Annotated in this window: 18 protein-coding genes and 1 tRNA gene; all 19 read left to right on the top strand. The window is 62.3% G+C overall.

What is annotated here, in order from left to right; translation table 11 throughout:
- Positions 1–5: 5 nt before the first annotated feature.
- The 19 genes from TC41_RS08915 to murC all read left to right on the top strand — a co-directional run bounded on the left by TC41_RS08915 (position 6) and on the right by murC (position 22,818).
- A tRNA-Arg gene (locus TC41_RS08915) sits at positions 6–81 on the top strand.
- 142 nt (positions 82–223) lie between these two features.
- Entirely contained in the window at positions 224–1,531 is a 1,308-nt protein-coding gene (gene tig / locus TC41_RS08910; protein ID WP_014464708.1) for a trigger factor, read from the top strand.
- Positions 1,532–1,610: 79 nt separating this feature from the next.
- Complete coding sequence (clpP, locus tag TC41_RS08905; protein ID WP_012811146.1) at positions 1,611–2,207, top strand: ATP-dependent Clp endopeptidase proteolytic subunit ClpP; 597 nt, start codon at positions 1,611–1,613, stop codon at positions 2,205–2,207.
- A 69-nt stretch (positions 2,208–2,276) separates the two neighbouring features.
- A complete protein-coding gene (clpX, locus tag TC41_RS08900) occupies positions 2,277–3,548 on the top strand; it encodes an ATP-dependent protease ATP-binding subunit ClpX (RefSeq protein WP_008340896.1) in 1,272 nt (423 codons plus the stop codon).
- A 98-nt stretch (positions 3,549–3,646) separates the two neighbouring features.
- A complete protein-coding gene (gene lonB / locus TC41_RS08895) occupies positions 3,647–5,323 on the top strand; it encodes an ATP-dependent protease LonB (protein ID WP_014464707.1) in 1,677 nt (558 codons plus the stop codon).
- A gap of 81 nt (positions 5,324–5,404) precedes the next feature.
- Positions 5,405–7,840: an endopeptidase La gene (gene lon / locus TC41_RS08890; protein ID WP_014464706.1), complete on the top strand. Its 2,436-nt coding sequence runs from the start codon at positions 5,405–5,407 to the stop codon at positions 7,838–7,840.
- Positions 7,837–8,499 carry a ribosome biogenesis GTP-binding protein YihA/YsxC gene (gene yihA / locus TC41_RS08885; RefSeq protein WP_014464705.1) on the top strand — a complete coding sequence of 221 codons (663 nt, stop codon included), beginning with the start codon at positions 7,837–7,839 and terminating at the stop codon, positions 8,497–8,499. Before lon ends, yihA begins: the two co-directional genes overlap by 4 nt.
- A 126-nt stretch (positions 8,500–8,625) precedes the next feature.
- Positions 8,626–9,981 carry a glutamyl-tRNA reductase gene (hemA, locus tag TC41_RS08880; protein ID WP_041695264.1) on the top strand — a complete coding sequence of 452 codons (1,356 nt, stop codon included), beginning with the start codon at positions 8,626–8,628 and terminating at the stop codon, positions 9,979–9,981.
- 14 nt (positions 9,982–9,995) lie between these two features.
- Positions 9,996–10,787 (top strand): cytochrome c biogenesis protein CcsA, encoded by a 792-nt coding sequence (ccsA, locus tag TC41_RS08875; protein ID WP_014464703.1) that lies wholly within the window; start codon positions 9,996–9,998, stop codon positions 10,785–10,787.
- Positions 10,788–10,798: 11 nt separating this feature from the next.
- On the top strand, positions 10,799–11,713 hold the full coding sequence (hemC, locus tag TC41_RS08870) for a hydroxymethylbilane synthase (RefSeq protein ID WP_014464702.1): 915 nt from the start codon (positions 10,799–10,801) through the stop codon (positions 11,711–11,713).
- A gap of 10 nt (positions 11,714–11,723) precedes the next feature.
- The gene (locus TC41_RS08865) at positions 11,724–12,467 is read left to right on the top strand and encodes a uroporphyrinogen-III synthase (RefSeq protein WP_014464701.1); all 744 of its coding nucleotides are present in this window, start codon (positions 11,724–11,726) and stop codon (positions 12,465–12,467) included.
- A 5-nt stretch (positions 12,468–12,472) separates the two neighbouring features.
- On the top strand, positions 12,473–13,453 hold the full coding sequence (gene hemB, locus TC41_RS08860; RefSeq protein ID WP_193352833.1) for a porphobilinogen synthase: 981 nt from the start codon (positions 12,473–12,475) through the stop codon (positions 13,451–13,453).
- A gap of 12 nt (positions 13,454–13,465) precedes the next feature.
- A complete protein-coding gene (gene hemL, locus TC41_RS08855) occupies positions 13,466–14,773 on the top strand; it encodes a glutamate-1-semialdehyde 2,1-aminomutase (protein WP_041695261.1) in 1,308 nt (435 codons plus the stop codon).
- Positions 14,774–14,886: 113 nt separating this feature from the next.
- A complete protein-coding gene (locus tag TC41_RS08850) occupies positions 14,887–16,260 on the top strand; it encodes a hypothetical protein (RefSeq protein WP_014464698.1) in 1,374 nt (457 codons plus the stop codon).
- Between the two features lie 13 nt (positions 16,261–16,273).
- Positions 16,274–16,567 carry a hypothetical protein gene (locus TC41_RS16490; protein WP_162470212.1) on the top strand — a complete coding sequence of 98 codons (294 nt, stop codon included), beginning with the start codon at positions 16,274–16,276 and terminating at the stop codon, positions 16,565–16,567.
- A gap of 69 nt (positions 16,568–16,636) precedes the next feature.
- Complete coding sequence (locus tag TC41_RS08845; RefSeq protein ID WP_014464696.1) at positions 16,637–17,173, top strand: hypothetical protein; 537 nt, start codon at positions 16,637–16,639, stop codon at positions 17,171–17,173.
- 279 nt (positions 17,174–17,452) lie between these two features.
- Positions 17,453–20,098 carry a valine--tRNA ligase gene (locus TC41_RS08840; RefSeq protein WP_014464694.1) on the top strand — a complete coding sequence of 882 codons (2,646 nt, stop codon included), beginning with the start codon at positions 17,453–17,455 and terminating at the stop codon, positions 20,096–20,098.
- Between the two features lie 14 nt (positions 20,099–20,112).
- Complete coding sequence (locus TC41_RS08835; RefSeq protein ID WP_014464693.1) at positions 20,113–21,411, top strand: bifunctional folylpolyglutamate synthase/dihydrofolate synthase; 1,299 nt, start codon at positions 20,113–20,115, stop codon at positions 21,409–21,411.
- Between the two features lie 15 nt (positions 21,412–21,426).
- Positions 21,427–22,818: a UDP-N-acetylmuramate--L-alanine ligase gene (gene murC, locus TC41_RS08830; RefSeq protein WP_041695260.1), complete on the top strand. Its 1,392-nt coding sequence runs from the start codon at positions 21,427–21,429 to the stop codon at positions 22,816–22,818.
- Positions 22,819–23,019 lie beyond the last annotated feature (201 nt).

The raw sequence follows: 23,019 nt of genomic DNA, 5'->3' as shown, positions 1-23,019 counted from the left end.
TTCGTGTCTCAGTAGCTCAGGGGATAGAGCAGCGGTCTTCTAAACCGCGGGTCGGGGGTTCAAATCCCTCCTGAGACGCCACGCGGGCAAGCCATGAGCACCCACCGGGGTGCTCAATTCACAGATGGGCCTCGCACGCGGTTCAAGCGAGAGTGGTGACCGCGAACGCGCGCACGCGGGTTCGTCGGATGGTTTGTGGGACACAGTTAGGAGGATCGGTTGAATGGCAGCGAAGTGGGAAAAGACTGGCGCAAATGTGGGTGTGCTCGAAGTGGAGGTCGACAGCGAGCGATTCGCCCAAGCGCTAGATGAGGCTTTTAAACGCGTCGTGAAGCGCGTTGTCCTTCCAGGTTTCCGGAAGGGGAAAGTTCCGCGCAAGCTGTTCGAGAAGCGGTTTGGCGTGGAGTCGTTGTACGAGGACGCGGTCAACATCCTCTTGCCGCAGGCCTATCAAGAAGCCGTCATGGAGACGGGTATTGAGCCGGTTGATCAGCCTTCGGTCGACGTCGTGCAGGTGGAGAACGGGAAGCCTTTCATCTTTAAGGCGACCGTCACCGTGAAACCCGAGGTTCAACTCGGCGAGTACAAGGGCATCGAAGTGGAAGAAAAGGTCTTCGAGGTCACCGACCAGGACGTCGAACAAGAGGTTCAGAATGTCCTCCGGAGTCATGCTCAGATCGAGACCGTCGAGGATGGGGCGGTTGAGAAGGGCGACGTGGTCACCATCGATTTCGAAGGGACCGTCGATGGCGAGCCTTTCGAAGGCGGAGAGGCGGAAGGCTTCCGCTTGGAGATTGGCAGTGGGGCGCTCGTCGCGGGGTTTGAAGATCAGCTGATAGGCATGAAGCCCGGTGAAGAGCGCGACATCGAGGTCACCTTCCCGGAGGATTACCACGTGAAGTCTTTGCGCGGCAAGGTGGCGCGCTTCCACGTCAAGCTGCATGAGATCCGGCGGCCCGTGCTGCGTGAGCTGAACGACGAGTTCGTGCAGGAGATCAGCGAATTCCAGACGGTCGATGAATACATGGCCGATCTTCGCAAGAAACTCGAAGAGCGGGCAAAACTCGAGCACGAGCGATATATTGAGAATGAAGTTGTGAGAAAGGCGACTGAGCGGGCCACGATGGAGATCCCGCCGGTCATGATTGAGCGGGAGATCGACCACCAAATTGGCCATTTTGCGCAACAGTTGCAAATGCAGCAGATTCCGCTTGACGCGTATCTTGAGTTCACGGGATTGACGATGGAGGAGCTGCGTGATCAGTACCGCGGGCTGGCGGAGCAAAACGTTCGCACGAGCCTTGTGCTCGAAGCCATCGCTGAGGCCGAGAAGGTGGAAGTCACCGAGGAAGACGTCCAACAAGAGATTGCGCGCATGGCCGAGCAGACCGGCCTAGATGCGGACCGGGTGCGTCAGCTCCTGAGTTTCCGTGACCCAGAGCTCGTGAGCTTGCGGGCGGATCTGAAGACGCGCAAGACGGTGCGCCTGTTGGTGGACCACGCGAAGATCGTGCCGCCGACCGACAACTGATCGAGGCGAGTTCAAGACAAGACAAGGCCAGAGCCTTGTCTTGTCCTCTACATGGCCGCAGGGAGAGGGAGGCTGTTGCATGTATTATCCGATTCCGTATGTGATCGAACAAACAAGCCGCGGCGAGCGGACGTACGACATTTATTCTCGCTTGCTGAAGGATCGGATCGTGATCCTGGGAACGCCGATCGACGATCAGGTCGCGAACTCGATCGTCGCACAGCTTCTGTTCCTGGCGGCCGACGATCCTGAGAAGGACATTCAGATGTACATCAACAGCCCAGGCGGTTCTGTGACCGCAGGCATGGCCATATACGATACCATGCAGCACATCCGCCCGGCGGTGTCCACGCTGTGCATCGGCATGGCCGCGAGCATGGGCGCATTCCTGTTGGCGGCGGGTGAGAAGGGAAAACGGTACGCCCTGCCGAATGCAGAGATCATGATTCACCAGCCTCTCGGCGGCGTCGAGGGCCAGGCTTCGGACATCAAAATCCATGCCGAATGGATTTTGAAGACGAAGGATAAGCTGAATCGCCTGCTTTCCGAACGGACGGGGCAACCGCTCGAGGTCATCGAGAGGGACACGGATCGCGACCACTTCATGACGGCCGAAGAGGCGAAAGCCTATGGTCTGATTGACGAAGTGTTGCATCCGCTGCATCCGGTTCGGTGAAGGTGGGAATCGGATGTCTTTGCCTTGTGCGGCCGGTGTGGTAACCTCGTAAGAGGAGGGGAACGAACCATGTTCAAATTTAACGAGGAGAAGGGCCAACTGAAGTGCTCTTTCTGCGGTAAGACGCAGGAGCAGGTGCGGAAGTTGGTTGCTGGCCCCGGCGTATATATCTGTGACGAGTGCATCGAGCTGTGCAACGAGATTGTCGAGGAACAGCTCGGTGAAGACGATGAGTTCGAGTTGAAGGATGTGCCGAAGCCGACCGAGATCAAGGCGGTTTTGGATCAATATGTCATTGGTCAAGAACACGCCAAGCGGGCGCTGTCCGTGGCGGTGTATAACCACTACAAGCGCATCAACGCGGGTTCGCAGAAGAACGACGACGTGGAACTGTCGAAGAGCAATATCTTGCTCATTGGGCCTACGGGAAGCGGGAAGACGTTGCTCGCGCAGACGTTGGCGCGCACGCTGAACGTCCCGTTTGCCATCGCGGACGCGACGTCGCTCACCGAAGCCGGGTACGTCGGCGAAGACGTGGAGAACATCTTGCTGAAGCTGATCCAGGCGGCCGACTACGATATCGAGAAGGCGGAGCGCGGGATCATTTATATCGACGAGATCGACAAGATTGCGCGCAAGTCGGAAAATCCGTCCATCACGCGCGACGTCTCGGGCGAAGGCGTGCAACAGGCGCTGCTGAAGATCCTCGAGGGCACCATCGCGAGCGTGCCGCCGCAGGGTGGGAGGAAGCATCCGCATCAGGAGTTCATCCAGATCGACACGACGAATATCCTGTTCATCTGCGGAGGCGCGTTCGACGGCCTGGAGACCATCATCAAGCGCCGGCTCGGCAGCAAGGTCATAGGGTTCGGTGCGGCGGGATCGGCTTCGAGCGAGACCAAGGATTCCGCCATTCTTCAGCATGTGTTGCCGGAAGACCTGTTGAAGTTTGGGTTGATCCCGGAGTTTATTGGGCGCCTGCCCGTGATCGCGACGCTGGATGCCCTCGACGAAGAAGCCTTGAAGCGCATCCTGACGGAGCCCAAAAATGCGATTGTGAAGCAGTTCCAAAAATTGCTTGACATGGATAATGTTGTGCTTGAGTTTCACGAGGACGCGCTCGAGACCATTGCCAAAGAGGCCATCCGGCGAGGCACCGGTGCGCGCGGGCTGAGGGCAATCATCGAGTCGATTATGCTTGACGTGATGTATGAATTGCCCTCGCGCGATGACGTGCAAAAATGCATTATTACGAAGGCTGCCGTGTTGCGCGAGGGACCGCCTATCGTCCTTCGTAAAGACGGCACGGTCATCCCGTTCCAGCGAGAAGAGACCGCCTGACGGCGGTTCCGGGCCAGCCCCAGCGGGCTGGCTTTTCGTTTATCCCTCTTCCTGCAAGGCAATACTGCATAGCGCAGCAGGAAGAGGGAGGGATCCGGATGACGGCCAGTATTCTGGCAGCCGTACAACTGTTCTTCGCGCTCGTGATTGGGATGTATTTTTGGAATTTGCTTCGCACCCAGAATCAGAGCCGACACGCTATCGAGCGCGAGTCTAAGAAAGAGCTCGAGAAGCTGCGTCGGATGCGCGCCATCTCGCTCACGGAGCCGCTCGCGGAGCGCACCAGACCGCAGAGAATTGACGATATCATCGGCCAGCACGACGGCGTGCGCGCGCTTCGCGCAGCACTGTGCGGTCCCAACCCGCAGCACGTCATCATCTATGGACCGCCTGGCGTGGGGAAGACCGCAGCTGCGCGCTTGATTCTCGAAGAGGCCAAGCGGACGCCGGGCTCGCCCTTTAAACCGGACGCGAAGTTCATCGAGATCGACGCGACCACGGCGCGCTTCGACGAACGTGGAATTGCCGACCCGTTAATCGGTTCCGTACACGATCCCATTTATCAGGGCGCGGGCGCAATGGGGATTGCGGGCATTCCACAACCGAAGCAGGGTGCGGTCACCAAGGCGCACGGCGGAGTGCTGTTTATCGACGAGATTGGGGAACTCCATCCGATTCAGATGAACAAGCTGCTGAAGGTGCTCGAGGACCGGAAGGTGTTCCTCGAGAGCGCGTACTACAGCAGTGAGGATACCAACATCCCGGTGCACATCCACGACATCTTCCAAAACGGTTTGCCCGCCGATTTCAGGCTGGTTGGCGCGACGACGCGATCGCCCGAGGAGTTGCCGCCGGCGCTCCGTTCGCGCTGCGTGGAAATCTTCTTCCGCGCCCTTACGCGTGAAGAGATTCGCCAGGTGGCCGAAGGCGCGGCGGAGAAGCTAGGCATGCCCTTCGAAGAGGGCGTGGCGGATACCGTCGCCGATTATGCCACCAACGGGCGTGACGCCGTCAACCTCGTTCAGATGGCGGGTAGCCTCGCGATGATGGAAAAGCGATCGTCCATCCGTCGAGAGGACATTGAATGGGTCGTCGAGTTCAGCCGTCTCACGCCCCGCCCAGACAGGAAGATCGCAGACAAGCCCCAAGTGGGTGTCGTGAACGGCCTCGCGGTGTACGGACCTCAGCTCGGCATGTTACTTGAGATTGAAGTGACAGCCACGCCTGCGCCGGATGGAGACGGCCGTCTGATCATCACCGGCCTCGTGGAGGAGGAGACCATTGGCGGGCGCGAACGATCCATCCGCCGCAAGAGTATGGCCAAGTCTTCGTTGGAAAACGTCTTGACGACGTTGGAACGCCTGTACGGCATTCGAGCGACTGATTATCACTTGCACGTGAACTTTCCGGGCGGCGTGCCCGTCGATGGGCCGAGTGCGGGCGTCGCCATGGCGGTCGCCATTTATTCGGCCGTCCGGATGGAGCCTGTGCTGCATACCGTGGCCATGACGGGGGAACTCTCCATTCTGGGCTTGGTCCGACCGGTCGGCGGCGTGACGGCCAAGATCGCCGCGGCGGCAGAAGCGGGCGCGAAGGTCGTATTGATTCCGAAGGCGAATTGGCAGGAGTCCTTTCGCCAACGCGCGGACATCCAGGTGGTCCCCGTCGAGCGGCTGGAGGATGTGTTGCGCCTCTCGCTGGTGAGCGGCCTTGACGATCATGGCGTCCGGTCCGACGTTGCCGCGGCCATGATCCAGAAACCTCTCGCACAATGAGCGTCGTGACGCGTTCGACTTTGCCGCGGCGATTGGATACAATGAAGGGCATCGTCAGGGAGAGAGTTCGGAGGTGGGGGCATGGTGACCGAGGGGCATTCGGCGCCAGAGACCAAGGACGTATACCCGCTGTTGCCGCTCCGCGGCCTGCTCGTGTTCCCGGGCATGGTGCTGCATTTTGACGTCGGTCGGCCGAAGTCGGTCCGCGCACTTGAGCAGGCGGTGTCGAACGACCACCTCATTGTGCTGGCTTCTCAGGAGGACGGGCAGGTGGACGATCCGTCGTCTGACGACCTGTACCGGGTCGGTACGCTCGCGCGCGTGAAGCAGATGCTCAAGTTGCCGAACGGGACTATCCGCGTGCTGGTCGAGGGGCTTAAGCGCGCCGTGGTGCGCGAGTTTGTCTCCGAAGAGGAATCCTTCACCGTGCGCGTGGAGACGTATGAAGAACCAAAGGAGGTTCCCACCACGCCCGGCATCGAGGCGATGCGCCGTTCGGTCACCCAGCAGTTTGAACAGTACGTGCGGTTGTCCCGCAAGCTCGATCTCGACACGTACGCGACCGTGGTAGACATGTCGCATCCGGGCCAGTTTGCGGACGCCGTGGCATCGCACCTGCCTTTGAAGGTGCGGGAGAAACAGGACATCCTCGAGGCGTTCGACATCGAGAAGCGCCTCGAGCGCCTACTGCAGATCCTCTCCGACGAGCGCGAAGTCCTGGAGCTCGAGCGAAAGATTCACCAGCGCGTGCGCAAGCAGATGGAGCGGACTCAGAAGGAGTATTACTTGCGCGAGCAAATGAAGGCCATCCAGCGGGAGCTCGGCGACAAGGAGGGGCGCCAGGCTGAGGTCGATGAACTTCGCGAAAAGCTCGCCGCCAAACCCATGCCCGACGACGTGCGGGATCGGGTGGAAAAGGAAATCGCTCGCTTGGAACGAATTCCACCTGCGTCGGCCGAGGGCACCGTGGTTCGCAATTACGTCGAATGGTTGCTTGCGCTGCCCTGGCTGGAATCGGCCAAGTCAACTGCAGACGTCGCGCGAGCAGAGCGCATCCTGAACGAGGAACATTACGGCCTCGACAAGGTGAAGGAGCGCATCCTGGAATTCATCGCAGTGCAGGCGCTCACCGACAAGCAGGCCGGCCCCATCATTTGCCTGGCCGGTCCTCCGGGCGTGGGAAAGACGTCGCTGGCGCGGTCTATCGCGAAGTCGCTCAAGCGGCCGTTTGTGCGCGTGTCGCTCGGCGGCGTACGGGACGAGGCCGAAATCCGAGGCCATCGCCGGACCTACATCGGTTCCATGCCTGGGAGAATTCTTCAGGGCATGCGGCAAGCCGGTGTCATCAACCCGGTGTTTTTGCTCGACGAGATCGACAAGATGGCGAGCGATTTTCGCGGCGATCCAGCCTCAGCGCTGCTAGAAGTGCTCGATCCCGAGCAGAATCACGCGTTTTCCGACCACTACATCGAAATCCCGTACGACTTGTCCAACGTGCTGTTCATTACGACCGCCAACAACGTATACCAGATCCCTGGACCGCTGCGGGACCGCATGGAGGTCATTCAGCTCTCGGGTTACACGGAGATCGAGAAACTCCATATCGCCAGAGAGCACCTGCTGCCGAAGCAGCGAGCCGCCCACGCGCTCAAGGGAGATCGCATTCGCATGTCGGACGACGTGTTGCTGGAGATCATTCGGCACTACACGCGCGAGGCAGGCGTGCGACAGTTGGACCGGCAGTTGGCAGCCGTATGCCGGAAGGTGGCCCGAGCGGTGGCCGTTGGAGAGGCGAAGCGCGTGACGGTCACGAGTTCCGTCCTGCGGTCGTATCTGGGGCCTCACAAGTATGAGTTCGGCGAGATGGAGGCGGAAGATCAGATCGGGGTTGTCGCGGGGCTTGCGTGGACGGAAATGGGCGGAGACCTGCTGCTCGTCGAGGTCTCGATTGTCCCTGGTTCTGGAAAGCTCGTGCTGACGGGCCAGCTCGGCGACGTCATGAAGGAGAGCGCGCAGACGGCCTTATCGTACGTGCGCTCGCGCAGCCGAGCCCTCCGGCTTCCGCCGGATTTCCACGAAAAAGTGGACATTCACATCCACGTCCCAGAGGGCGCCATCCCCAAGGACGGGCCTTCCGCGGGCATCACGATGGCCACCGCCCTCGTCTCCGCGCTCACGCACGTCAAGGCGCGTCGAGACGTGGCGATGACGGGCGAAATCACGTTGCGCGGGAGGGTTCTGCCCATTGGGGGGCTCAAAGAGAAGAGCCTTGCGGCCCACCGCGCCGGGATCCGGACCATTCTAATCCCGAAGGGAAACGTCAAGGATTTGGACGACGTGCCGGACCTCGTGAAGTCGGAAGTCGAGTTTATCCCTGTCTCCCACATGGACGAGGTCTTGCGCCTGGCACTGGTGGACAATCCGCTCGATCACGCTGGAGGTTCTCTGGCGGACGAACCTTGGTGGGCTGACGTGTGGTCGGACAGCCGATTCGGAGGAGGCGAGGCGCACCAGTGATCATCCGCAGTGCCGAATTAGAATCGGTGACCGTTCGGCCGGATCAGTGGCCGAAGACGAGGTTACCCGAATTTGCATTTCTCGGCCGCAGCAACGTGGGGAAATCCACGTTGCTCAATCGGCTGTTGAACCGAAAGCAACTTGCGCGCGTCTCGTCACAACCTGGAAAGACGCGCCAGATCAATTTCTACCTCGTCAACGGATCGTTTCGGTTTGTCGATCTTCCCGGTTATGGCTACGCCGCCGTGAGCAAGCAGGAGCGGGAGCGGTTCGCGGTGATGATCGACCGTTATTTGAATCAACGCGACTGCCTGCGCCGGATCTTTCATCTCATCGACATTCGGCACGAGCCCACCAAGGATGACGTCGCGGTCCACACCGCCCTGCTCGAGCTGGGCGTGCCCGTGTCCGTGGTGGCGACGAAGGCGGATAAGATAGGGAAAAGCCACATTCCGAAACACGTGAAGGTCATCCGCGAGACGCTTCGCACACCGGTGGACATCTGGCCGGTCTCCGCCGAGAAACGAACGGGACTGGAAGCGCTGTGGGCTGTGATGGAAGGCGATCTCGCGGAAGCAGGCGCGTCGAGCGCCCCGGGCGAGTCGTCCGATCCCGCCATCTCCTTTACCTCGGCAGATCCAGAGAAACGAGAGACGTGAGGGTGGGTTATTCCACCATCGGCCCCTCTCAACAACGTTCAAGGGAGCGTCACACCCGATGGGCCGAAGCCCTTGGGCAGGCGCTCCTGCTGCTCTATAATGGGATAGGACGTGGGGGTGACGCGTGTGAAGATCTTTGTTGTGGGGCTCAGCCACAAAACAGCGCCCGTGGAACTGCGTGAGCGCGTGAGCCTCGGTGAGGCCGAGGTTCGTCACGTTTTGACGCAGCTCCGCGATTCGCGAACTGTGCTGGAGAGCGTCGTGGTATCGACGTGCAATCGCCTCGAGGTTTATGGCCTCGGCCCGAGCGCACGGGCCGGATCCGACTTTGCGCTGTCCGCCGTCGCCCACCTCACCGGCGTGGATCGAGACTTGCTCAAGCGGTACGCCTACGTCCGGGAAGGGGAAGATGCGGTGCGGCACGCCATGCGGGTCGCTTGTGGGCTCGACTCGGTCGTGTTTGGCGAGACGCAGATCCTGGGCCAGGTGCGCGATGCGTACCAGTTGTCGCTCGAGGAGGGCGCAACAGGTTCTGTGTTGAACCGGCTGTTCCGCGAAGTCATCCATGTGGGCAAGCGGGCTCAGACAGAGACATCCATCGGGCGAGAAGCTGTGTCTGTGAGTTACGCCGCTGTGCAGCTTGCGCGCAAGGTGCTTGGGGAGCTTCGGGATAAACAGGTCGTCGTGATTGGCGCTGGTCATATGGCAGGACTCGCCGCGCGCCATTTCGCCGCACACCAGCCGAAGTCCCTCCTCATCTTCAACCGGACGCTGGAAAGGGCGCAGGCGCTCGCCGCTGAAGTCGGTGGTGACGCGCGGCCCTTGGATGAGGTAGGGCTTGCAGAAGCGCTGATCCGCGCGGATGTGGTGCTAAGTGCCATCGGTCGAGGGCGCTACGTGGTGACGCAGGAAATGGTTGCGAATGCCATGACGTCGCGCCGCGGACGGCCGCTTGTCATCCTGGACATTGCCGTCCCGCGCGACGTGGATCCCGAGGTGTCGCGTTGGACGTCGGCTTACCTGTACGATGTGGACGATCTCGAGGGCGTGGTCGCCGCGAATCTCGAGGAGCGCGCTCGCCAGGAGGCTGCGGTCGAAGCGATGATTGACGAGAGCGTGCGCGCCTTCTCTCGATGGTTGGCGGAGCAGGAGGTCGTACCTGTGATTGCCGCACTGCATCAGCGCGGAGAGGCCATCGAGCGCGAGGTCATGGCGAGCCTCGTGCGCAAACTCCCTCACCTCAGCGAGCGAGATCAGAAAGTCATTCACAAGCACATGATGAGCATCGTTCACCAACTGCTGAGGGAACCTGTGAAAAACGTCAAGGAGTTGTCGCTGCAGTCGGGCGACCCAGGTTACGCGGAGACGCTCGCCGCGCTGTTTGGCCTGGAGCCTGAAACGGGCCACAACCGCGTTCGCGTCGAGTGGGGACAAGGCTCTTCCTATGCGGCCGACGCTGCCCGGCGGCCGGCGCTCTCCTAGGGTGAGCGATAGACATGGGGACGTGGTATGTCCTGAGCATGGTTGCGTATGCGTTGGCGCTCGTGTGGTCCGGCTGGTCGTTCGTGCGGGCGATACCTTTCTCTCTGCGCGTCGGTTATGGGCTGTATGTAGCGTCCTTTGCACTCGTGACAGCTGTGTTTCTCGCGCGCTTGGCCTCCCTGCGTGGCGCGGCGGACTATTCTCGTGGCGATCTCGCCTTGTTCATCGCGTGGCTCATGATCACCGTCACGGTGGCGATGGGGCGCGGCGCCGCTTGGAGCCCCGTGGCGCTCCTGTTGAACGCGGTAGGGTTTGGCCTCGCTCTTCTGGCGGGAGGTCTGCAGGCGCAGTCGAACACGTCGTTTCTTCCTGCGTCGAGCCTTCTCGCGCTCCACGTCGCGCTGGCGGTGCTCGGGGACACGGCCTTTGCGTTCAGCTTTTCCTTTGCACTCATGCACCTCGTGCTTGAGGAGCGCCTTCGCCGGCGCCTGTTCGACCGCTGGTACCTGCACCTGCCTTCGCTCGCCACGCTCGACAGCTTGTCGCTGTTTGCGAGCGCGACGGGGGCAGGTTTGCTGTTTCTGGCCGTGGTGACGGGGCTTTGGTGGGGCGATAGAGTGCTTCACCAATGGCTGCTCACATGGCCCAAGTTTATGGTGACTGCGTTTTGTCTCATGCTATATGTCAGCTACTTGGTCTGGCGGATGCGCCGGAGAGTTGCGACCCGCGCCATGATGGTGTTTCAGGTCATCTGCTTTGTCGCGGTGCTCTCCAATTTGCTGTTTGTCGGCGGAAGGCTGCCATGACCCGAGGGAGGATGGAATTGCGGACGTTACGAGTCGCGACGAGGCGGAGCGCGCTCGCGCTCACCCAGACGAATTACGTGGTGGATCTTTTGAGACGGGTGGCGCCTGGCGTCGAGTTTGAACTCGTGCCCATCCGGACGCGCGGCGACGAGATCGTGGATCGAGCGCTGTCCGAGGTAGGCGGCAAGGGGCTGTTTGTTGCGGATATCGAGGAAGCCCTTGCCACTGGACAAGCCGATCTGGCGGTACACAGTCTCAAGGACGTGCCGTTCGAACTGCGCGAGGGCCTCACCATTGGGGCCGTGCCGCCCCGCGAAGATCCGAGGGATGCCCTGATCAGCCGGACGGGCCAAGGGCTGTTCGATCTGCCATCGGGCGCTCGCGTGGGGACGAGCAGTTTGCGCCGGCAGGCGGCCCTCCGCCGCCTCCGGCCGGATCTTTGTGTGGACACGCTGCGCGGCAACGTCGACACGCGGCTACGGCGCCTTGAAGAGGGACAATTTGATGCCATCGTGCTTGCGGCGAGCGGGCTGCACCGCCTGGGGCTGGCCGGGAAGATCACTGAGTACCTCCCCGTGGATCGATTTGTGCCCGCGGTGGGGCAGGGCGCGCTTGCCGTGGAATGCCGAACCGAAGACGACGAGGTGATGCGCCATCTGGCCGCCATTTCGGATCCAGATGCCACACGCGCGGTAGAAGCGGAGCGGACGTTCCTCGCGCGGCTCGAGGGAAGCTGCCAGGTGCCCATTGGCGCCTACGCTGAATCCGTCGGGCGCGGGCTGCGCCTGATCGCGTTTGTCGCCGATCCCTCCGGGAACCATCACCTGCAGCTTGAGCGCACAGGGGACGACGCGGGGGCGCTTGGCGTCGCAGTGGCTGAAGAGATGCTTCGCCAGGGCGCCGAGGCATGGCTTCGACCTGCGTGAGGTGGTTGAGATGCCACGACCGGACGTCATCGTGACGCAGTCTGGAAATCGCGGCGCCGTCCTCGCCGCGGCGCTGCGAGATTGCGGCTTTCGCGCGGAGCACATGCCGCTCATCGAGACGGTACCGCTCGCCGAGGCGGTCTCACAGCTTGCGGAAGTGACCGCGCGCGACGACGCATGGGTGTTCACGTCGGCCGCGGCCGTCCGAGCCCTCGCGTCTTGTGCACCGGCGGTGGCGCGCCTTCAGGAGGCGCCAGCCGCCTTTGCACTCGGATCAGCCACGTGGCGCGATCTCCGAGCCGTGGCGCCGAACGCCGTGCACTTTCCCGGCGTGCGCGGCGCAAAAGAATTTGCCGAGCGACTCCTCGAAGTGTGTCCACCTTCGCGCGGCTTTATCTTCCCGCGCGGGCGTCTGGCCCTCGAGGTGCTTCCGGAGGAACTCCGCCGCGTCGGGCGCCGCGTGACCGAGTGGATTGTGTATGACACCGTCCTCCGGCCAGAAGCGGCGGATCAGTTAGCGGAACGCTCAGGCGACATCGTCGTCCTGTTCAGCCCCTCCGCTGTGTCCGCCATCGCGGCGCACCCTGTGCGCGACCTGATCTTCGCGCCTGGGCGTTTCGCGTGGCTGCCATTCGGCGGAACCACCGCGAGCGCGCTCGACCGGCTGGGCGTGCGCCATCTCGAGCCTCCGCCCGAGCCGTCGCACGAAGCGCTGATTCACCATCTCGAGACTTTGTATCCTAAGGGAGCGTGATCGATATGAGTCCATTTCGCCGCCACCGGCGCCTGCGCCGCACGCCTTATCTGCGCGATCTCGTCCGGGAGCATCGCGTCCACGCGGACGATCTCGTCTATCCGATGTTCGTCCAAGAAGGATTGAACGGGACCTCGCCCATCCATTCGATGCCGGGCGTTTTCCGCTACGGCTTGGACGCGCTGCGAAGGGAAATCGCGTCGCTGTCGGAACTCGGCCTGAAGTCGGTGATCCTCTTTGGCATCCCGCGCGAGAAGGACGAACTCTCCTCCTCTGCGTACCATGAGCACGGCGTGGTGCAGGAGGCCATTCGCGCCATCAAGGCTGAAAATCCGGATCTCGTGGTCATGACGGACGTGTGCCTGTGCGAGTACAATCCGTTGGGCCAGTGTGGCCTCGTCCGGGACGGGAAAATTGTGAACGATCCGACGCTTGAACTGTTGGCCAAGACGGCCGTGTCGCACGCGCAGGCCGGTGCGGACATCGTCGCGCCCTCGGACATGATGGACGGCCGTGTCGCAGCCATCCGCGAGGCGCTCGATGCGAGAGGCTTCGAGGACGTCATTGTCCTGTCGTACGCAGTGAAATACGCGTCGTCGTTTTACGGTCCATTCCGCGAGGCGGCGGACTCGGCGCCGCAATTTGGCGATCGCAAGAGCTACCAGATGGACCCTGCCAACGGCCGCGAAGCGATGCGCGAGGCGAGATCGGACCTTGAAGAAGGAGCCGATATGCTGATGGTGAAACCGGCGCTCTCGTACATGGACGTCACGGCTCGCCTCCGCGCGGCGTTTGACGTGCCCATCGCGACCTACAATGTGAGCGGCGAGTACAGCATGGTCAAGGCGGCGGCGCAACACGGGTGGATCGACGAAAAGGCGGTCGTCATGGAAATGATGACCTCGTTCAAGCGCGCGGGCGCGGATCTGATTCTCACGTATCACGCGCCGGACGTGCTCCGCTGGCTGCGGGAAGAGGCGCGCTGAGGAGGAGTGGACATGGTCGGGGAGCGTTCTAAGCAAGCCTTTGAACGGGCAAAGCGGGTTCTCGTGGGGGGCGTCAATTCGCCCGTCCGGGCGTTCCGCGCGGTCGGCGGCACGCCGTATTTCGCCGATCGCGGCGAAGGGCCGTACCTGTACGACATCGACGGCCACCGCTATATCGACTATCTGATGAGTTGGGGACCGCTCATCTGGGGCCACGCGCACCCAGATATTGTCCGGGCGATTGCTGACACGGCAGCGCGCGGGACGAGTTTTGGCGTGCCCACCGAGCTTGAGACCGAGATGGCGGAGGAGATTGTGGAGCTCGTGCCCTCGGTCGAGAAGGTGCGCATGGTTTCAAGCGGCACCGAGGCGACCATGAGCGCCATCCGCCTGGCCCGCGCCGCCACGGGGCGGACGGCCATTGTCAAGTGCATCGGCTGTTATCACGGGCACGCCGATTCGTTTCTTGTCAAGGCGGGATCGGGCGTGGCCGCCCTCGGCCTGCCGGACTCGCCCGGCGTCCCCCAGTCCGTGGCCGAGCGCACGCTGACGGTGCCCTACAACGATGCCGCTGCCATGGAGAAGCTGTTTGCCGATCGAGGCGACGAGATCGCGGCCGTGATCCTGGAGCCCGTGGCGGGCAACATGGGGTGTGTGCTGCCGCGGCCGGGGTACCTGGAGGCCGTGCGGGACATCACGCGTCGCTATGGCGCCCTCCTCATCTTCGACGAAGTCATCACGGGCTTTCGCGTCGGCCTTGGCGGAGCGCAGGCGCGGTTCGGCGTGCTGCCGGATCTGACGACGTTCGGCAAGGTCATCGGCGCCGGTCTTCCTGTGGGCGCCTACGGCGGGCGCAAGGACCTCATGGCGCTCGTGGCGCCGGAGGGACCGGTGTACCAGGCCGGTACGCTCTCCGGAAATCCGCTCGCGATGGCGGCAGGCCTCACGTCGCTTCGCATGCTGAAACGGGCGGCGGCCGAAGGCGCTTACGAGCGCCTGGAGTCGTACGGTCGCAGGCTTGTGGAGGCGTTCTGTCGACTCGCCGCGACGTATGGACTGCCAGCTACGGGCCACGCCATCGGCGGTATGTTTGGCCTCTTTTTCCATGACGGCCCCATCGTGGACTTTGAGACGGCGAAAGCTTGCGATCAAGCGCTCTACGCCGACTTCTTCCACGAAATGTTGGCGGAAGGCGTGGCATTTGCGCCCGCTCAGTTGGAGAGTGGCTTCATGTCGATGGTGCACGGCGAGGTCGAGATCGAAAAGACCATCGAGGCTATGGAGCGCGTCTTTCCGCGCATCGCGAAGCGGAGGGCGTGACGCGGTACCGTCTCGACGTCAATTACCCTCTCGAACCGCGTTCCCATCGACATATCTCGCCTTCGCGGGACATAGATTGGTGGTGGAATCCTGCGGTTTGAGGAGGGGCTCGAATGTCCGAAGTTTCGCGCGAACTCTTGATTCGGCTGCCGGTCGATCAAGAAGTCTACGCCGAACAAGTCGCCTCCGGCGATGTGGTGCAAGATGCGACCGTCGCGACGGAGATCGTCGCGTTCGATCAGGACCGCGATACGTATCAGCTTGAGGGCGCGATCGTCTTTGCGGCCTACGTGCAGAAGGCGTCGAGCGGCGACGTGGTCCATGTTCATCAGCGGCTTCCGTTCCTTTTGCGCGTTCCGGCCTCTGCGCAACCGGGCGGGGTACTGAACGTCAAGAGCCGGCTCGCGGGCGTTGAGCTCGATGTGTCGGGCGACGCGTGGCTCCATTTGGGTGGATGGCTCGAGGTGCACGGGCTAAACGGTTCCAAAGGGTATCTGTTTCGCTGCGGCGCACAGGAAGTCCAGGAGATGTTCTCGGCCGAAGGAGAGGAAAACTCCGCGAGCGATGGGCCTCTGCAGGTGACTGCCGAGATGCCGTTCGAGTCCGCGTTGCGCGGCGAAGCCCACGAGGAAACAGCCTCTGGCGCAAACGTCCAGTCCACAGTCGAGGCGGTGAGCGAGGCGCGCGGTGGCGCGGAACCCTCGGAATCTGCGGGGGCATCCGCCGGTGCGGATGAGGGACCCCCGACGGTTCAGCGCGATCTCGCCGAGTTCGATCGCTTCTTGCCGGAGACGGGGCCGGTGGATGCGATGGGAGAAATCGGGCCTCGAGGGCTCGATGCGTCGAGCGACCCAGTCTCGGCCTCGCAGGCACCCGTGGCCTCCTTCGAATTCGTCCATCAGGCGGATGACGTGGTGTTCGAAGCCACGAGCGACGCAGATGCGCGTGCCCCCTTGCAGCAGGAACCAAGCGTTTCAGCTCGGTCCGAATCTGAGGAAGATGTGCTGAGCGAGGCCCACGTTCTGAGCGAGGCCCACGTTCTGAGCGAGGCCCACGTTCTGAGCGAGGAGCCGCCGGCTGTCGCGGCGGACCCGACGCCAAAGGTCTCGTTCTTCGCGTCGGTTCGGGAGGATACGGTGGAGGTTCCCGCCGAGCAGCAGTCTGGCGCTGAGGCGCCGGTGTCGGTCGACCTACCAGCTGAGCCTGGAGAGGGCGCGGAAGCGCGTCATGAGAGCGAGCAGTTTAAGGCGAAGGACAAGAAGTTGTGGTCGTTCGTCGACTTCAACGCGCCGGAGCCGCGCTACACGCTGCGCTTCGTCATCGTGCTCGAACACGAGACCTTAGAGAGTGTGGCGGAACGGTGTGGTTGTTTGCCGAGCGAGCTGGAGCGAGCCAACCCTTGGCTTCAGGGACATCTGGAGCCTGGGATGGCGCTTTTGGTACCCGAGCGCAGGGTGACGATTCAGAAAGTCGTGCAACTCAATTGAGCAAGTGGAACCCATGCGTGAGGGGACGGGCGGGAATCGTGGCCGAGGTCGCGGTTCCCGCGTTTTTGTGTGGATTACCCAGTCATGGCGCGCCGATGAACATGAGAAAAAATACAAGGAAGAGCAGCATGAGGATCAGGAGATCAAGCGCACTTGGCCAGAAAATGGCCCTGAAAAACAAAAGCAAAATCGCGAGTGCGAGCAGCAGTTTCACGAAGCGGAGCAAGTTTTGAAACAATCCCACGAGGCTGACCTCCTCACTGAGCCGATACATGTATATGCGGCTGTTGGACGGAGTGGTCTTTGAGTATGCAGACGGCGTTCGATCTGATAACATAGGGTCGTCTACATTCGCGGCAGGTCTGGAGGAAGTCGGTTGGAGGCGATAACGAACGCGTGGAAAACGGGCGTGTGGCGCGGCTGGTACTGGCGGTTCGACCTGTTGACGGTCGCCGCGGTCGCAGTCCTGGAGTGCATCGTATACTACGCGTCCGGAGGCAAGTACTCGTTCTTCTTCTCGGCGGAACTCGGTACGCTCATCGCCGTGATCGCGGTAATGCAGCGCGCCAAGGAGAAGCGGAGCCTGAACGGCCTGGTTGTGGCCGCCGTGAGCTATTTGCTGGGCTTTTTGTTTCAGTACACGCTCGGTTACGCCGAGACGCGCACAATCATCGCGCACGGAGAGGAACGCGCTTTTCTGTTGCGGAATGCGATGACCTTTGTCATCGCGCTCGTCTTTGCGTGGGTCTACGGGTGGAGCACGGACTGGTCGGAACGGCGCAGAGCCCAGCTTGCGGCCGAGCGAGCGCAGAAGGAGGCCGAGGCGCGGCGGGCGGAAGGGGACGAGCGGCCGCGCGTGCGCATTCACCGGAAGAAGAAACGCCGCGGGCGAGGTCGGCGGCCGAAATCTTGACAACCAATTCCCAGGTTGCGTACTATACGTACCAGATCCCATACGCCAAGGCGAAGAAGGGAAGGAGTAGGGCGTCGCCGGTTGTCCAGAGAGGGCGGGCAGAGTGCTGAGACCGCGCCCCTTCCGGCCGCTTGAAGGTCGTCCTGGAGCCGTGCCGGTCATCCCGTTATCGATGTTCGAGTGCCCCGGGCGGTTTGGCGCGGGGAATTCAGGTGGTATCGCGGAGCCCTCCGTCCTGAAGGACTGGGGGCTCTTTTCCATGAGACGAGGAGGATTCACATGAGCGAACGAACGCTCTCCACGGTGTATGATCCTAAATCCGTCGAATCGCGTATCTACGAGGTGTGGGAGCGCGGCGGCCACTTCGTGCCTCGCGAAGGCACCCGAGGAACCTTTTCGATTGTCATGCCTCCGCCGAACGTGACAGGCGTTCTCCATCTCGGCCATGCGCTCGACACGACGCTCCAGGACATCGCCACGCGTTTCCGCCGCATGCAGGGCTACGAGACCCTTTGGGTGCCCGGCACGGATCACGCCGGGATCGCCACCCAGGCGCGCGTGGAGCAGGCGCTGCGCGAGCAAGAAGGGAAGTCGCGTTACGACCTGGGGCGAGAGGCGTTCGTGGAGCGGGTCTGGGCGTGGAAGGAGCAGTACGGTGGTACTATCACGAGCCAGATCCGTTCGCTCGGCGCCTCGTGTGACTGGTCTCGCGAGCGGTTCACGATGGATCCCGGGCTGTCGCGCGCCGTCCGCGAGGTGTTTGTGCGGTTGTACGAGGAAGGCCTCATCTATCGCGGAAACCGCATCATCAACTGGTGCCCTCGCTGTCGGACCGCGCTCTCCGACATCGAGGTGGAGCACATCGAGGAGCCAGGTGTCCTGTATCACGTCCGTTACCCGGTCGAGGATGGCTCGGGCCATCTTGTCATCGCTACCACCCGCCCCGAGACCATGTTCGCGGACGTGGCCGTCGCCGTGCACCCGGATGACGAGCGCTACGCTTCGTTCGTCGGCAAGACCCTTCGGCTTCCGTTGACCCATCGCTCCATTCCCGTCATTGCAGACAGTTACGTCGAGCGAGATTTCGGCACCGGTTGCCTCAAGATCACGCCCGCGCACGACCCGAACGATTTCGAGGTCGGCGAGCGGCATGGACTGCCGGCGCTCGTCTGCATGGATCAGGATGGTCGCCTGACCGATCTCGCCGGTCGATTCGCGGGTCTCTCGCGCGAGGAAGGGCGGGAGCGGGTGGTCGAGGCGTTGCGCGAAGAGGGCTACCTCGTCCAGGAGGAACCGCTTCAACACGCCGTGGGTCACTGCGAGCGCTGCGGCACGGTCATCGAGCCGTATCTGTCGGAGCAGTGGTTTGTCCGCATGGAGCCGCTCGCGCGAGACGCCCTCGAGCGCGCACGCCGGGGAGAGCTGCGGTTCCTGCCGGACCGATTCATGAAGGTGTTCGAACAATGGCTCACGAACGTGCGCGACTGGTGCATCTCCCGCCAGCTGTGGTGGGGCCACCGAATCCCGGCTTGGTACTGCGCATCGTGCGGGCAGGTGTCCGTGTCCCGGGACGACCTCGACCATTGCCTCCACTGCGGATCGGCGGACGTGACGCAGGACGAGGACGTGCTTGACACCTGGTTCTCCTCTGCGCTCTGGCCGTTTTCGACCATGGGATGGCCTGAGAATACACCGGATCTGGCGCGCTTCTACCCGACGAGCCTGCTCGTCACAGGCTATGACATCCTGTTCTTCTGGGTGGCGCGCATGGCCTTCATGGGCGTGCACTTCACGGGCCGGATGCCGTTTCAAACCGTGCTTTTGCACGGCCTGTTGCGGGACGCGAAGGGACAGAAGATGTCGAAGTCGAAGGGCAATGGCATCGATCCGATGGACGTGATCGACAAGTACGGCGCGGACGCGCTCCGCTTCATGTTGGCGTCCAACACCGTCCTCGGCAACGATCTTCGCTTTTCGTGGGAGAAGGTCGAGGGCGCCCGGAACTTCCTGAACAAACTTTGGAACGCCGCTCGATTCGTGCTGATGAATCTCGAGGAGGGCTTTTCCCCTCTGCCGCTCGACGCACAGTCGCTCGATCTCGCCGATCGCTTCATCCTGCACCGGCTGGGCGAGACGATCCGCCGTGTGACCTCGGCGCTCGAGGACTACGACGTGGGCGAAGCGGCGCGCACGGTGTATGAGTTCACGTGGGACGAGTTCTGCGACTGGTACATCGAATTCGCCAAAATCAACCTGTACGGCGATAACGCGGACAAAAAGCGGCAGACTCAGTCGGTGCTGCTCACCGTGCTCTCGAGGGTGTTGGGACTCCTTCACCCGTACATCCCGTTCATCACGGAGGAAATCTGGCAGGCGCTGCCGAACACTACAGGTATGTTGATCGACGCCGCGTGGCCGGAGGCGGCGGATCTGCCGCAGGACGAAGCCGCCGTGGAGCAGATGCGCGTGGCCATGGACGTGATCCGCGCTGTGCGAAACGTCCGCTCGGAGCTCCAGATTCCGCCGAAGACCTCCATTCCCATCGTCATCGCGTGCGATTCGGAACGGGTTCGAGGCGTAGTGGATCAGGTCACGGAGATGATTTCCCGCTTCTGCAACGCAGAGCGCGTGGACGTGGGGGCCGGGATCGAGGCGCCCAAGCAGGCCGCGGTCCAGGTGGTCACCGGCGCGAAGATCTACATCCCGCTCGCTGGCCTCATCGACATGGACGCGGAGCGCGAGCGGCTGAGGAAAGAAGCGAATCGCCTCAAGGGCGAGGTCGAACGCTTGGAGAAGAAGCTTGCCAACGAGAACTTCGTCCATCGCGCGCCTCAGGAGGTCGTCGCCCAAGAGCGGGAGAAGCTTGCCGACTATCGGGCGAAGTTGCTGACGGTCGAGGAGCGCATGGCGTCGCTCGAGGGGTAAAGGGCGAAGCGCACATGCGATACGAGGAGGCCGTTCGTTATATCGGCGCGCTCCGGCGGTTCGGCATGAAGCCGGGCCTTGACCGGATGCGTCGGATTTTGTCGAAGTTGGATCATCCTGAAGACGGCTTGTGTTTCTATCACGTCGCTGGCACGAATGGCAAAGGCTCCGTCTGCGCCATGCTTGCGGCCATGCTCACGGCGCTCGGACATCGAACCGGTCTGTACACCTCGCCGGGATTGGGCGGCTTCAACGGGCGGATCGCCATCGACGGCAAGCCCATATTGGAGGAGGAGTTCGCAGAGCATGTGGACGCCGTGCGCCGCGCCGCGGACGCCTCCGATCCGCCGACGGAGTTTGAGGTGCTGACTGCGGTGGCGCTCCTCGCGTTTCGGGCGAATGGCGTCGAGCGCGTGGTGTGGGAAACGGGACTCGGCGGCCGTCTGGACGCCACAAACGTGGTGTGGCCGCACGTGACGGCCATTACGAACGTCTCCTACGATCACGTCGAGATTCTCGGCCCGACGCTCGTCGATATCGCGCGCGAGAAGGCGGGGATTGTGAAGCCAGGCGTGCCCGTAGTCACCGCATGCACAGATGGCGCGTACCGTGTGATCGAGCGCACGGCGACACGGCTGGGATCGAACTTGTTTCACGTCGGTCGCGAGGTGCAGTTCACCATCACGGGCGCGGACGCGCGCCTGCGCGGCACCTATCGAGGGCTGTTCCGCGACGCGCCTTCTGTCCGCTTGGGCCTCGTCGGCGAGCATCAAGCGCAGAACGCTGCGGTGAGCCTCGCCATGCTGGAGTTAGGCGAGGGGCAGATCGCGGAAGCGGACTGGGCGCGCGCGCTGGCGGCTCTCGAGCGCGTGCGCTGGCCGCTTCGCTGTGAGTTGTTTGACATCGGGGGCCGCCTTGTCGTGATCGACGGCGCGCACAACGAAGAAGGCGCGCGCACGCTTGCCCGCGCGCTTCGGCGCCTGGGGAAGGGCATGGGATCAAGCCGGTGGCGCATGGTTTTCGCGGCCTTCGCTGACAAGGACGTGCAGAGCATGCTTGCACACATGCTGCCCTTGGCGCGCGCGGCGCTGATGGTGAAATCCCCTCATCCGCGAGGCGCAGACCCGAGGGCGTTGGCGGCGCTTGTTCGCGAGATGCGGCCAGATCTTTCGGTTTGCGTGATGTCGTCGATCGAGGACGCCATTCAGGAGGCGTTGGCGGGTCAAGAGCCGATCGTGATTTGGGGAAATTTGTATATGGCGGAGTTGGCGCGGAACACTATCATTGCACTTGGAGCAGAGGAATGGCAGTAAAGGACGGTGAGGCGCGTGCGCGGTTCGGAACATGTGCATTTCGTCGGGATCGGCGGCTACGGCATGAGCGCCATCGCGCGGGTGATGCTGGATCTGGGATATCGGGTTTCGGGATCGGATGTATCTCGTCACGAGCTGACGGAGAAGCTCGCCTCGCGCGGGGCGACGGTGTATTACGGGCATCGCCCTGAGCACGTCGAGGGAGCGGACATTGTGGTCCACAGTACCGCCGTCAAACCAGATAACGTGGAACTCCAGGCGGCGCGGGCGCTCCATATTCCCGTGATTCACCGGAGCGAAATGCTGGCGCGTTTGATGGACGATCGCGTCGGCATCGCGGTGACCGGCGCCCACGGCAAGACGACCACGACCTCGATGATCGCGTTTGCGATGGAACAAAATGGACTGGATCCGACCTTTGTTGTCGGAGGTGTCGTGGCAGATCTCGGCGACAATGCCAAGGCAGGCAAGGGGCCGTTTGTCGTCGCGGAAGCCGATGAGTCGGATGGATCGTTTCTTCACTATCGGCCGGCCATCGCGGTGGTCACGAACGTGGAGGCGGACCATCTGGAACATTACGACGGAAAGTTCGAGAACCTCGTCCGAGCGTATGAGACGTTCATCCGCCAGATCCCGTCCGAGGGGCTCTTGGTGATGTCCGCGGATGACGAAAAGCTCCGCGAATTGCGCGCCGCGGCGCACTGTCGAGTGGTGACCTACGGGTTCGCGGAGGACGCCGACATGACCGCGCAACATGTGGTCCTGGGCGATCGCGCCTCACAGTCCGACGTGTACATGAACGGGAAATTCGTCGGAACGCTTCACCTCGCCCTTCCCGGCAAACACAACGTGCTGAACGCGCTCGCCGCCATTGCCGTTTGCATGGAGGTCGGGCTCCCGTTCGAGGCCGCGGCCCGCGCGCTGTCGAGGTTTCACGGGGCGAAAAGGCGGTTTCAGGTAGTGGCCGAGGTGGCGGACGTGCTCATTGTCGACGACTACGCACACCATCCGACGGAGATCCGCGCCACCATCGCTGCGGCGAAGTCCACAGGCAGGCGGATTGTGGCGGTCTTTCAGCCGCAGCGTTACACGCGGACGTTCTTTTTGTTCGAGGAATTTGCCAAGGCGTTCGGAGAGGCCGACGAGGTCATTCTCTGCGACATCTACTCACCGGCCGGGGAACGCAAGATCGACGGCGTGTCCGCAGCCAGGCTCGCAAGCGAGATCGCGCGCATGAGCAATCCGAACACCCGCTACATCCCGACGCATGACGACGTGATCGAGTACCTAGCTCAAAGTGTGCATCCGGGCGATCTCGTCTTGACCATGGGCGCGGGAGACGTGTGGAAGGTGGCGAAGGGGTTGGCGAACATCCTGCAGATCCCGGAGCGACAGGCGCTCGTGTGAAGCGGATTTCGGCGGAGGGCGGCAAAGTCGGCAAAACCGACTGCGCCGCCCTTGTCGATTTTACACGAAAATCTCTGGATTTCCGCCGACATGTTTCCCGTCCATCCGCCATAGCCTTTTCTATAGGCTAGAGTCAAGCTTTCAGGCTGCTGAGAAAGCGGCGGAGAATGCGCTTACAGAACGTGGTTTGCAATCCCGCCG

It is taken from the genome of Alicyclobacillus acidocaldarius subsp. acidocaldarius Tc-4-1 (genome assembly GCF_000219875.1).
GTDB lineage: Bacteria > Bacillota > Bacilli > Alicyclobacillales > Alicyclobacillaceae > Alicyclobacillus > Alicyclobacillus acidocaldarius_A.
The sequence above is the reverse complement of the archived record's forward strand: the minus strand, read 5'-3'. Positions and strand labels throughout refer to the sequence as shown.